Annotated in this window: 10 protein-coding genes; 8 read left to right on the forward strand and 2 right to left on the reverse strand. The window is 70.6% G+C overall.

Annotated elements, in window-relative coordinates:
* Positions 1-2 precede the first annotated feature (2 nt).
* Positions 3-2,060 carry a SpoIIE family protein phosphatase gene (locus Aiant_RS22110; protein WP_229831485.1) on the reverse strand — a complete coding sequence of 686 codons (2,058 nt, stop codon included), beginning with the start codon at positions 2,058-2,060 and terminating at the stop codon, positions 3-5.
* Between the two features lie 104 nt (positions 2,061-2,164).
* Between Aiant_RS22110 and Aiant_RS22115 the strand changes: the two genes are divergently transcribed.
* From Aiant_RS22115 to Aiant_RS46590, 6 genes are all read left to right on the forward strand, one after another.
* Complete coding sequence (locus Aiant_RS22115) at positions 2,165-6,568, forward strand: HAMP domain-containing protein (RefSeq protein ID WP_189336844.1); 4,404 nt, start codon at positions 2,165-2,167, stop codon at positions 6,566-6,568.
* Positions 6,569-6,596: 28 nt separating this feature from the next.
* Positions 6,597-7,145 (forward strand): response regulator, encoded by a 549-nt coding sequence (locus Aiant_RS22120; protein WP_189336843.1) that lies wholly within the window; start codon positions 6,597-6,599, stop codon positions 7,143-7,145.
* 98 nt (positions 7,146-7,243) lie between these two features.
* Positions 7,244-8,725, forward strand: a complete 1,482-nt coding sequence (locus Aiant_RS22125; protein ID WP_189336842.1) for a pectate lyase — start codon at positions 7,244-7,246, stop codon at positions 8,723-8,725.
* A 59-nt stretch (positions 8,726-8,784) separates the two neighbouring features.
* Positions 8,785-9,288 carry a SigE family RNA polymerase sigma factor gene (locus tag Aiant_RS22130; protein ID WP_189336841.1) on the forward strand — a complete coding sequence of 168 codons (504 nt, stop codon included), beginning with the start codon at positions 8,785-8,787 and terminating at the stop codon, positions 9,286-9,288.
* On the forward strand, positions 9,285-10,052 hold the full coding sequence (locus tag Aiant_RS22135) for a hypothetical protein (RefSeq protein ID WP_189336840.1): 768 nt from the start codon (positions 9,285-9,287) through the stop codon (positions 10,050-10,052). The genes Aiant_RS22130 and Aiant_RS22135 overlap by 4 nt, the downstream gene beginning before the upstream one ends.
* 64 nt (positions 10,053-10,116) lie before the next feature.
* Positions 10,117-10,248 (forward strand): hypothetical protein, encoded by a 132-nt coding sequence (locus Aiant_RS46590; protein WP_268248873.1) that lies wholly within the window; start codon positions 10,117-10,119, stop codon positions 10,246-10,248.
* Here Aiant_RS46590 and Aiant_RS22140 read toward each other — a convergent pair.
* Positions 10,222-10,548, reverse strand: coding sequence for an STAS domain-containing protein (locus tag Aiant_RS22140; RefSeq protein ID WP_189336839.1), 327 nt, complete (start codon positions 10,546-10,548; stop codon positions 10,222-10,224). The two genes, Aiant_RS46590 and Aiant_RS22140, sit on opposite strands and share 27 nt — an antisense overlap.
* Before the next feature lie 124 nt (positions 10,549-10,672).
* On the opposite strand from Aiant_RS22140, the gene hemL reads away from it, so the two are divergent.
* Complete coding sequence (gene hemL / locus Aiant_RS22145; protein WP_189336838.1) at positions 10,673-12,016, forward strand: glutamate-1-semialdehyde 2,1-aminomutase; 1,344 nt, start codon at positions 10,673-10,675, stop codon at positions 12,014-12,016.
* A gap of 5 nt (positions 12,017-12,021) precedes the next feature.
* The gene (locus Aiant_RS22150; protein WP_425322706.1) at positions 12,022-12,669 is read left to right on the forward strand and encodes a histidine phosphatase family protein; all 648 of its coding nucleotides are present in this window, start codon (positions 12,022-12,024) and stop codon (positions 12,667-12,669) included.

The raw sequence follows: 12,669 nt of genomic DNA on the forward strand, positions 1-12,669 counted from the left end.
CCTTACGCGTCGTTGCGCAGCACCAGGATCGCGATGTCGTCCCGCGGCTCCTCCACCGAGAAGTTGATCGTGGTGGAGCGCAACCGGGCGGCCATGGCGTCAGCGGGATAACCGGCCAAGGGGGCCGCCGCGTCACGCAGCCGGGCCGAACCGAACAATTCCCGGCCGCGCCGCCGCTCGGTCACCCCGTCGGTGTAGAAGATCAACGAGTCGCCGGGGCCGAGCGTGATCTCGGCGTTCGGCGAGGTGATCGCCTCCAGCAGGCCGAGCGCGGTGCCGCCCTCGCCGACGAACGACGTCTTGCCGTCCGACCGGACCAGCACCGCCCGGTCGTGCCCGGCCAGGTGCAGGCAGACGCTGAGCCGCGCGTCCGGCTGCCGGGTCACCGAGGCCATCGCGAGCGTGCAGTACCGCCCGCCGCCGCGCTGCACCAGCGTGCGGTTCACCCGCTGGAGGATCTCGGTGAGCGACTTGCCGTCGTCGACCAGGATCCGGATCACGTCGCGGACCAGGCCGGTCACCGTGGCCGCCTGGACGCCCTTGCCGGAGACGTCGCCGACCACGACCAGCCAGCGGTCCTCGCCGAACGGCATCACGTCGTAGAAGTCGCCGCCCACCTCGGAGCCGGTCGGGACGTACTCCGCGGCGAAGCCGATGCCCGCGACGTGCGGCAGCGCCGGCGGCAGCAGCGACGCCTGCAGGGTGCGCGCGACGGTCCGCCGCTCGTCGTGGATCCGCGCGTTGTCGATGGCCAGGGCCGCCCGGCGGGCCACGTCCTCCAGCACCGCGACCTCGTCGGCGTCGTGCCGGTGCTTCAGGTGCCGGCCGACCGCGAGCGTGCCGAGCCGGGTGCCCCGGGCCACCAGCGGCACCGCGAAGCCCTCCAGCGGCGCGCCGAACATCACCTGGGTGCCCAGCCGGGACGCCTCCTCCAGCCGGGCCAGTATCGACTCCGGCCCCGACTCGGCGAGCGTCGCGTGCAGGGTGGCCAGCGCAGACTCGTCGGCGTGGGTGGCCGCGGCCAGTTGCAGCCGGCCCCAGGTGTCGGTGGTGTGCACCGCGCACCACTGACCCAGCCGGGGCACCACCAGCTGCGGGATCAGCGCCATCGTGAGGTTCACGTCGAGGGACTGGGCGAGCAGCTCCGAGGCCTCGGCGAGGAACGTGATCCAGGTCTGCCGGCGCACGTCGGTGCGGCGTAACCGGTCATTCTCCAGGTGCAGCGAGAAGCGTTCGGCGACCATGACGGCGAGGGACTGGGCGTACCCGACCGGGGCGGCGTCCAGCTCCAGCTCACCGGAGTAGGGGCGGTGCACGGTCAAAGGGGCCCGGATGGTGTCCGCGTTGTCGCGCGGGGCACGGCCGTACCGGGCCAGCAGCTGCCGGCCCATGCCGTCGCCGCGGTCGATCCGCAGCACGCCGCCGGCCGCGCCGGTCAGCCGGGCCAGCCGGGAGAGCAGGTCGGCGGCGAGGTCGGCGAGGTCGGTCATCCCGTCCTCGGTCTGCCGGTCGGAGCCGCTGCGCAGCAGGCCGGTCAGCGCGCCGAGGCTGGGGGTGTCGGCCGGCCCCGGGACCCGGCCGGTGTCGTCGCCGCCCGCGGCCCGGTGGTCCAGGTGGAACCAGACGCCCTTGCCGTCACCCTCGTGCACGGTGCCCCACCGGCTGGCGAAGTGGTCGACCAGCAGCAGGCCGCGGCCGCGCTCGGCGACCTCGCCGATGTCCGGGCTGTCGTTCTTGGGGCCGACGGCGAGCTGCTCGACCGGACCGGGGGCGAAGTCGGTGACCGTCACGGTCAGCCCGTTCGGATCGGCGGTCACCTCGATGTCGAGGTCGGTGTTGGCGTGCACCACCGCGTTCGTCGAGAGCTCGGTGGTCAGCAGCAGAGCCTCGTTGAGCAGGCCGTCCAGCCCGGCCTCCTCGAGCACCGAGCGGACCAGCGCACGGGCCGCCGCCGGGGTGCGCCGGTCGTTGGGCAGGCGGGCCTTACGCACGAGGGTGCCGGTCGACGCTCCCGACGGGACGCTCGTCCTGGTTCCGACCTCGGCTGGCACAGCATGCATCCTCTCCCGTGGGTGGGTGTATGCACAAAGTCGTCTCTCGCATTGACCCGGTCGGGCGAGAGAGGATAGGGAACCCCCTCAGTAGGACAGCGAGTGAGGACAGCATGACTGCGGCCAAAGAAGCCACCGTCGGCGGGCCCGACGAGACCGTACTGCTCGGTGAGCTCGCGGACGCATTGCGCCGGGTGCGGCGCGGCGATCTCAAGGTGCGGCTGCCCCGCCGGGGCGGCTTGGCCGGGTCCGTTGCCGAGGCGTTCAACGAGGTCGTGTCGCTCCAGGAGCGGCAGAACCTCGACCTTCGCCGGATCAGCCGGATCGTCGGCCGCGACGGCCGGCTCACCGAGCGGCTCGACGAGGAGGGCCTGGACGGCTCCTGGGCGGACAGCGTCCGCTCGGTCAACTCGCTGATCGACGACCTGGGCCGGCCCACCACCGAGATCTCCCGGGTGGTCGGCGCGGTGGCCGAGGGCGATCTGTCCCAGCACATGGCGCTGGAAATGGACGGCCGTCCCCTCCGGGGTGAATTCCTGCGGATCGGCCGGACCGTGAACACCATGGTGGACCAGCTGTCGTCGTTCGCCGACGAGGTGACCCGGGTGGCCCGCGAGGTGGGCACCGAGGGCGAGCTGGGCGGTCAGGCCGACGTGCGCGGCGTGGCCGGCACCTGGAAGGACCTCACCGACTCGGTGAACACGATGGCCTCCAACCTGACCCACCAGGTGCGCTCGATCTCCCAGGTGGCGACCGCGATGGCCCGCGGCGACCTGTCGCAGAAGATCACCGTGTCGGCCCGCGGCGAGGTCGCCGAGCTGGCCGACACGATGAACGGGCTGACCGACACCCTGCGGCTGTTCGCCGAGCAGGTCACCAGGGTGGCCCGCGAGGTGGGCACCGAGGGCAAGCTGGGCGGTCAGGCCGAGGTGCCGAACGTGGCGGGCACCTGGAAAGACCTCACCGACTCGGTGAACTCGATGGCGTCGAACCTGACCAGTCAGGTCCGCAACATCGCGCAGGTCTCCACCGCGGTGGCCAAGGGTGACCTGTCGCAGAAGATCACGGTGGCCGCCCAGGGCGAGATCCTGGAGCTCAAGGACACCGTCAACACCATGGTCGACCAGCTCTCGTCGTTCGCCGACGAGGTCACCCGCGTCGCGCGCGAGGTCGGCACCGAGGGCCGGCTGGGCGGGCAGGCGCAGGTGCGCGGCGTCTCCGGCACCTGGCGCGACCTGACCGAGAACGTCAACCAGCTCGCCGCCAACCTCACCGCCCAGGTGCGCAACATCTCCCAGGTCTCCACCGCGGTGGCCAAGGGTGACCTGTCCCAGAAGATCACGGTCGACGCCCGCGGCGAGATCCTGGAGCTGAAGAACACCGTCAACACGATGGTCGACCAGCTCTCGTCGTTCGCCGACGAGGTCACCCGCGTCGCGCGCGAGGTCGGCTCGGAGGGCAAGCTCGGCGGACAGGCCCAGGTCAAAGGCATTTCCGGTACGTGGCGGGACCTCACCGACAACGTCAACTACATGGCCTCCAACCTGACGAGTCAGGTGCGCAACATCGCCTCGGTCACCACCGCGGTGGCCAAGGGCGACCTCTCGCAGAAGATCACGGTCGACGCCCGCGGCGAGATCCTCGAGCTCAAGTCCACTGTCAACACGATGGTCGACCAGCTCTCCTCGTTCGCCGACGAGGTGACCCGGGTGGCCCGCGAGGTCGGCACCGAGGGCAAGCTCGGCGGCCAGGCGCAGGTGCGGGGTGTGGCCGGCACCTGGCGCGACCTGACCGACAACGTCAACTCGATGGCGTCGAACCTGACGAGTCAGGTCCGCAACATCGCGCAGGTCTCCACCGCGGTGGCCAAGGGTGACCTGTCGCAGAAGATCACGGTCGACGCCCAGGGCGAGATCCTGGAGCTGAAGAACACCGTGAACACGATGGTCGACCAGCTGTCGTCGTTCGCCGACGAGGTGACCCGGGTGGCCCGCGAGGTGGGCTCGGAGGGCAAGCTCGGCGGTCAGGCGCAGGTGCGAGGTGTGGCCGGCACCTGGCGCGACCTGACCGACAACGTCAACTACATGGCGTCGAACCTGACCGCCCAGGTCCGCAACATCGCCTCGGTCACCACCGCGGTGGCCAAGGGCGACCTGGGGCAGAAGATCACGGTCGACGCCCGCGGCGAGATCCTGGAGCTGAAGAACACCGTCAACACGATGGTCGACCAGCTGTCGTCGTTCGCCGACGAGGTCACGCGCGTGGCGCGCGAGGTGGGCTCGGAGGGCAAGCTCGGCGGTCAGGCCCAGGTCAAGGGCGTTTCCGGTACGTGGCGGGACCTCACCGACAACGTGAACCAGCTCGCCTCGACGCTGACCATCCAGCTCCGCGCGATCGCCGAGGTGTCCACCGCGGTGACCCGCGGCGACCTGACCCAGAGCATCGCGGTCGAGGCGCAGGGCGAGGTGGCCGAGCTCAAGGACAACATCAACCAGATGATCGTGACGCTGCGCGACACCACCAAGGCGAACGCGGAGCAGGGCTGGCTCGACTCGAACCTGGCCCGGATCGGTGGCCTGCTCCAGGGCCAGCGGGACGTCGGCGAGGTCTGCCGCATGATCATGACCGAGGTGACGCCGCTGGTGGACGCCCAGCTCGGCGCGTTCTTCCTGGTCGACAACGAGGAAGCGGTGATGCGCCTGCGGCTGGCCGCGGCGTACGGCTACGTGGCCCGCGACCACGAGGTGACCTTCGGGCCCGGCGAGGGGCTGGTCGGCCAGGCCGCGGTGTCCCGCCGCACGATCCGGGTCCGGGCCACCCACGACGGCATCCTGACCATGCGGTCCGGGTTGCTCGCCATGCCGCCGAACGATCTGGTGATCCTGCCGGTGCTGTTCGAGGGCGAGATGCTCGGCGTGATCGAGTTCGCGTCGGTGGCGGCGTTCTCCGGGCTGCACCTGACGTTCCTGGAGCGGCTGGTCGCGACGATCGGGGTCGCGTTGAACACCATCCAGGCGAACCGGCGTACCGAAGAGCTCCTGAGCCAGTCGCAGCGGCTGGCCCGGGAGATGCAGGACCAGTCGGCCGAGTTGCAGCGCACCAACGCCGAGCTGGAGGACAAGGCCAAGCTGCTGAGCGAGCAGAAGGCCAACATCGAGCTGAAGAACCGGGAGATCGAGCTGGCCCGGCTCGGCCTGGAGGAGAAGGCGCAGCAGCTGTCCCGGGCCAACACGTACAAATCCGAGTTCCTCGCCAACATGAGCCACGAGCTGCGGACCCCGCTGAACTCGTTGCTGCTGCTGGCCCGGCTGCTGGCCGACAACACCGATCAGAACCTGACCAGCAAGCAGATCGAGTTCGCCCGGACCATCCACAGTGCCGGTTCCGACCTGCTCTCGCTGATCGACGACATCCTCGACCTGTCGAAGATCGAGGCGGGCCGGATGGACGTCGAGACCGACGTGGTCGACTTCGAGGGCATCCGTAGTTACGTCGAGCAGGCGTTCGTGCCGCAGGCCGAGGAGAAGGGCCTGCTCTTCGAGGTGGAGCTGGCCCCGGACCTGCCGGACTCGATCGTCACCGACCCGCAGCGGCTCCAGCAGATCCTGCGCAACCTGTTGTCGAACGCGGTCAAGTTCACCGACAACGGCTCGGTGACGCTGAGCATCTTCGCCGCCTCCCAGGACACCGACCTGGACGTGCCGTCGCTGGTCTCGTCGCGGCAGGTGGTCGCGTTCGCGGTGCGGGACACCGGCATCGGCATCTCGGACGAGAAACTGGCGATCATCTTCGAGCCGTTCCAGCAGGCCGACGGCACCACCACCCGGAAATACGGCGGCACCGGCCTGGGCCTGTCGATCAGCCGGGAGTTCGCCGCGCTGCTCGGCGGCACCATCGCGGTCCGTTCGGTGCCGGGCGAGGGCTCGACCTTCACGCTGTACATGCCGGAGGCGCTGACCGCGGACGCGATCCCGATGCCGGTCCTGCCCTCGGCGCCGGCCAAGGCGATTTCGGTACGCCCGGCCGCGTCGCTGAACATGCCGCTGATGGAACTGCCGCCGCTGGTCACCCCGCGCCCGGAGGAGGCGGCGCCGGCCCACCCGGCGGGGCGGCAGCTGGACGGCGCCACGGTGCTGATCGTCGACGACGACGTGCGGAACGTGTTCGCCCTGACCAGCGCGTTGGAGATGCACGGGCTGCACGTCCTGTACTCGGACAACGGGGTGGACGGCGTACGCATCCTGAACGAGCATCCCGAGGTCGACATCGTGCTGATGGACGCGATGATGCCGGACCAGGACGGCTACGAGACCACCCGGGGGATCCGGCGGAACCAGCGGTTCCGCGACCTGCCGGTAGTGTTTCTCACGGCGAAGGCGATGCCCGGTGACCGGGAGTCGGCCATCGCCGCCGGAGCCAGTGACTACATCACCAAGCCGGTGGACCTGGACGAGCTGATCGAGTTGATGGCTCGCTGGGTGAACGCCGACGAGATCGCCGAGCCGGAGCGCGGCTGACCGGTGGGAGGGAACGAGGTGAGCACGCGTGGGTGAGCGCGCCAAAGCACTGCTGGTCGACGATCGGAAGGACAACCTGCTGGCCCTGGAGGCGATCCTGCAGGGCCTGCCGGTGACCGCGGTGGCCGTGGAGAGTGGCGAGGCCGCGCTCAAGCAGCTGCTCACCGACGACTTCGCGGTGATCCTGCTGGACGCCCACATGCCCAACATGGACGGTTTCGAGACGGCCAGCCACATCAAGCGGCGGGAGCGGACCCGGCACGTGCCGATCCTGTTCCTGACCGCCGCCGACCGGGACGCCCAGCTGGCCCTGCGCGGTTACGCGGTGGGCGCGGTGGATTACCTGACCAAGCCGTTCGACCCGTGGGTGCTGCGCGCCAAGGTCTCCATCTTCGTCGAGCTGTGGGTCAAGAATCAGCAGCTCAAGGCGCAGGCGGAGGCGACCCGGGAGCGGGACGCGCAGTGGGAGCGGCTGACCGAGACGGTCGACGAGGCCGCCCGGGTGCTGCGGGCCGGCGGCGAGGACGCCGCCGCCGAGGCCCTGGCGCTGCTGGAAAAGGCCAGATGGGGAAATTGATCCTCGCTCCTGTGTGACCTGGGTCACACGAGGCAACGAAGTTGATCGCCGGTGCCACAAGCGGTCGAAGCCTCGTCCCCCAGGAGCTTAGGAGCACCATGCGGCACGCACACCCCGACGACGCCATGGCCGCGAGCCGGCGTCGTCGCCGGATGATCACGGGTTTGGGCGCGGCCGGTGCCGCCGGTGCGGTCACCGCGCTCGTGGCCGTCCTCGTCCCCAACGCCTCCGCCTCCAGCGCGCTGTTCAGCGACGACTTCGAGAGCGGCGCGACCGGCTGGGCCAAGTCCGGCGGCACCTGGTCGGTGGTGGCCGACGGATCGAAGGTGTACCGGCAGTCCAAGGCGGACAGTGAGCTCGCCCGGGTCTTCGCCGGTGACACCTCGTGGGCCGACTACTCGGTGCAGGCCAAGGTCAAGGGCGTCAGCCTGAGCGGCGCCGGCCTGGCCGGGGTGGCGGCCCGGGCCAGCGGGTCCTCGACCATGTACCGGCTGGCCCTGCTGGGCGCCGGCAAGGCCGAGTTGCAGGCGGTCAAGGGCAGCACGGTGTCGGTGCTGGGCTCCGCGGCGGTGAGCGGCGTGACCTCCTGGCACACCCTGCGGATCGACGCCGCGGGCAGCACGATCACCGGATATGTGGACGGGACCGTCATCGGCAGCGGGACCGGGACACTGGCCGGGACCGGGCGGATCGGGCTGGTCACCAGTCACGCGTCGGCCTCGTTCGACGACGTCTCGGTGAACCCGGTGGGCAGCGCGCCCGCGCCCGCGACTTCACGGGCAACGGCAACGGCTTCTCCGACAGCTTCTCCGACAGCTTCTCCGACAGCTTCTCCGACAGCTTCTCCGACGGCTTCGAAGACGGCGACCGCCTCCCCCGCGAAGACCGCGACCGCCGCCACCTCCTGGCCGGCCGCGACCGGCTCCAAGGCCGTCACCTCGACCATCAAGGTCACCGGCAGCCTGGACGGCGGCAACGTCCGCTACTTCGGCAGCGGCGACCTGGGCACCGCCTCGCAGGACGAGGACCAGGGCCCGCTGTTCGAGCTGGCCGACGGCGCCACCCTGTCGAACGTCATCCTGGGCGACCCGGCCGCCGACGGCGTGCACTGCCTCGGCTCCTGCACCCTCACCAACGTCTGGTGGGAGAACGTCGGCGAGGACGCGGCCACCTTCAAGGGCGGCACCTCGGCCGTCTACACGGTGAACGGCGGTGGGGCCAAGGGCGCCGACGACAAGGTCTTCCAGCACAACGGCGGCGGCACGCTGACCATCAAGAACTTCCAGGTCAGCGACTACGGCAAGCTGTACCGCTCGTGCGGCAACTGCAAGACCCAGTTCAAGCGCTCGGTCGTGGTGCAGAACGTGACCGCCACCGGCAAGGCCAAGGCGCTGGTCGGCATCAACACCAACTTCGGTGACACCGCGACGCTCTCCGGCATCACCGTGGTCGGCTTCGACGACCTCAAGGTCTGCGTGAAGTTCAAGGGCAACAACACCGGCGCCGAGCCGACCGAGATCGGCACCGGCGCGGACGGCGTCAACTGCAAGTTCTCGGATTCCGACATCACCTTCAAGTGATGTCCGGTGGCCGCCGGGTGCCAGCCCGGCGGCCACTTCCGGCTTTCGGAAAGGTCCCGATGCGCGACGCCGCCTATCACGCGTACTTCGAGCGGCACTACGACTCGTTGTCGCGGCTTGCGTACCTGATGATCGGGGACGCCTCGGCCGCCGACGATCTGGCCGCCGACGCGATGACCGAGGTGTGGCGGCACTGGGACCGGGTGCAGGCGGCCGACGACCCGGCGGCGTACGGCCACGGCATCCTGATGAACCTGGCCCGCAACTGGATCCGCAAGCGGAGCCGGGAGCGCCTGTTCTCCCTGGAAGTCCTCAAACGGGCCCCGGAATCGGACGTGCCCGCGGTCCTGGACGTACGCCGTGCCCTGGCCCGGCTGCCGCACCGGCGGCGGGCCTGCGTCGTGTTGCGGTACGCGTTCGACATGTCCGAACGCGAGGTTGCCACCACCCTGGGGATCTCCGAGGGCGCGGTGAAGAGCGCCACCTCGCGCGGCGCGAAGCAGTTGGCCGAGATGCTCGGCGGCAGTCTGGCCCGAATCAACGGTTGGGAGGCGGCGCGGTGAAGCTCACCGAGGACGAGCTGCGCGCGGTGCTGCGCGCCGAGGCGGCGGCACACACGCCCGACCGGGTGGCGATCCTGAGCCGGGTGACCGAGACGGCGATGCGGACCGAGGCCGCGAGAGGGCGCGGGCCACGGATCCGGATCGCGGGCGCGGCAGTCGCGGTGGCTGCCGTCGTCGGGGGCGGCGGCTTCGCGCAGTGGGCGCTGGCCGGGATGGGCGATGAGCGCCCCACACTGCCGCCGCCCCCCGCCGTCACGGCGTCGGTGGCCCCGGCGGTGACCGAGACCGCCGAGCCCGCGCCCGCGCCCTCGCTCTCGCTCTCGCCGAGCCGGCCCTCGTCGTCGAGGCGCCCCACCAGGAGCAAGACCCCGAGTGCGCCGCCGGCTGGTGCGCTGTGGTCCGACGGTTCGGTCGACGTGGGCGGCAAGACGCAGGCCAGTAGCGTGGTGACGATCAAGACCACCGAGCGGCTGACCGCGCTGACCGTGACGATCCGGCTGGTCCGGACCGACAGGCTGGCCGGCCGGGGCGGCAGCCAGCAGGTGCCCGGCGCGAGTGTGAACAGCGCGGTCATCGAGGAGGCGGACGCGCTGGTGTACCGGTTCACCCTCTCGTCGGGGGACACGCTGGAGCCGGGTACGTACACGTTCTTCGCGCGGTACACGTACGCCGAAGGGGGTCGCGACGCCGGAGCCGACACCTACGCAGCGACCGCGACCAGCGCGAACGGCGCTGCCCTGAACGCCGGCGGCGCCTTCGGCTGAGGCGTTGTCCACAGGCGACGCGATGGCTCACCGGGCTCTCAGGCGGATGTGACAGCATCGCGGTATGCCCGACCTGACGCTGCGGGAGATGCCCGCGCACGAGCTCGACGAGCGGCGCGACGCCGGGATCCGTGGCGTCCCCGACGCGCAGGTCAGCGCCGGGACGAGGTCAGGAGCTGCTGATCATGAGGGCTGAGCGCAGCCCGGTGATGTCCAGCACCCGCATCAGGAAATCGCCCACGTTGGCCAGCGCCAGCACGGTCTGGTTGTGCTGCGCCTTGCGGCTGAGCACCACCAGCGTGCCCAGGCCCTGGGAGTCGCAGAAGGTGACGCCGGACATGTCCAGGACGATGCGGCCGGGCGGCTCGGCGGCCAGCAGATCGTTGACGAGGTTGGACAGCTCGGTGACCGTGAGCACGTCGATCTCCCCGGCGAGCTGCAGGATCACCTCGTCGGGGGCGCGCTGAACCGTGATGGACAGCTCGGGTCGCTCCACGCCGGTCAGCCTATCCTCTTACACGCGAATCGGCCCGTCCGGCGCGGGCAGATCGGGTTGTTCCGGACATCAACCGGTGACGTGAACAACCCTCTCAACATAGGCGCTCGTGCCCGCTGACAGAATGGGAACCGCTGTGACCACGACATATCCCACCGCGGATCTTCCGTACCCGGAGGACGCCCCGGTCTCCCAGGCCCTGTTCGACCGCGCCCAGGCCATCGTCCCCGGCGGGGTCAATTCACCTGTGCGTGCGTTCCGCGCGGTCGGCGGCACGCCCCGCTTCATGGCCCAGGGCAGCGGCGCGTGGCTGACCGACGTCGACGGCCGGCGTTATGTCGACCTGGTCTGCTCCTGGGGCCCGCTGATCCACGGCCACGCCCACCCGGAGATCATCGGGGCGGTGCAGCGGGCGGCCGCGCTCGGCACCAGCTTCGGCACCCCGACCGCGGGCGAGGTCGACCTGGCCGAGGAGATCGTCCGGCGGACCGCCGTCGACGAGGTCCGGCTGGTCAACTCGGGCACCGAGGCCACCATGACCGCGATCCGGCTGGCCCGCGGCTACACCGGCCGGTCGAAGATCGTGAAGTTCGCCGGCTGCTACCACGGGCACGTGGACGCGCTGCTGGTCGCGGCCGGTTCCGGCGTGGCGACGCTGGGGCTGCCCGACTCGCCGGGCGTCACCGGCGCGGCGGCCTCCGAGACCATCGTGCTGCCGTACAACGACGTCGACGCGCTGACCGCGGCCTTCGCGCAGGACGGCGGCGAGATCGCGGCGATCATCACCGAGGCCGCGCCGGGCAACATGGGCGTGGTCCCGCCGCGCGACGGCTTCAACCAGAAACTCGCCGAGATCGCCCACGCGAACGGCGCGCTGCTGATCCTCGACGAGGTGATGACCGGCTTCCGGGTCTCCGCCGGCGGCTGGGCCGGGCTGCACCCGGTCGACGCCGACCTCTACACGTTCGGCAAGGTGATGGGCGGCGGGCTGCCCGCGGCGGCGTTCGGCGGCCGCCGCGAGATCATGTCCCGGCTCGCCCCGGCCGGTCCGGTCTACCAGGCCGGCACGCTCTCCGGTAACCCGCTGGCCTGCGCGGCCGGCCTGGCCTCGCTGCGGCTGGCCGACGCCGACGTCTACAAGCGTCTGGACCAGACCTCGATCACGGTCGGCGAGCTGGCCGTGACGGAGCTGAACCGGGCCGGCGTGCCGCACCGGATCTCGTACGCGGGCAACATGTTCTCGATCTTCTTCACCGAGAACGAGGTCGTCGACTACGACTCGGCGAAAACCCAGGATGCCGCCGCGTTCAAGGCGTTCTTCCACACCATGCTGGCGCACGGGGTCTATCTGCCGCCGAGCGCCTTCGAGTCGTGGTTCGTGTCCACCGCCATCGACGACGCGGCGATGGAGCAGATCGCCTCCGCGCTGAAACACGCCGCGCGGGCCGCCGCAGGGAGCCAGAGTTGAGCGAGCTGACCAAGACCACCGTGCACGTGTTCCGGCACGGCGAGGTCTTCAACCCCACCAAGATCCTGTACGGCCGGCTGCCCGACTTCCACCTCTCCGAGCTGGGCCACCAGATGGCCAAAGCGGCTGCCCAGGCCCTCGCCGGCCGAGACGTGACGCACGTGGTGGCCAGCCCGCTGGAGCGCGCGCAGGAGACGGCCGCGCCGATCTCCGCCGAGTTCGAGCTGGAGACCGCGACCGACATCCGGCTGATCGAGAGTGCGAACTACTTCGAGGGCAAGCGGGTGTCGGTCGGCGACGGCGCGTTCAGCAACCCCCGGCACTGGTGGGTGCTGCGCGACCCGATCACCCCGTCCTGGGGCGAGGCCTACCTGGTGATCGCGCAGCGGATGTTCGAGGCGCTCCAGGCGGCCCGGGTGGCGGCCGAGGGTCACGAGGCGGTCTGCGTCTCCCACCAGCTGCCGATCTGGACGTTGCGGCGCTACGTTGAAGGCAAGCGCCTCTGGCACGACCCGCGGAAGCGGCAGTGCGGCCTGGCGAGCCTCACCTCGTTCCGCTTCGAGGGGTCCAAGGTGGTCGGCATCGATTACACCGAGCCGGCCGCGCATCTGGTCGCGCTCTCCGCCACCGCCAAGACCGCCAAGGGAGCCTGA

This window comes from Actinoplanes ianthinogenes, assembly GCF_018324205.1.
GTDB classification, from domain to species: Bacteria; Actinomycetota; Actinomycetes; order Mycobacteriales; family Micromonosporaceae; genus Actinoplanes; species Actinoplanes ianthinogenes.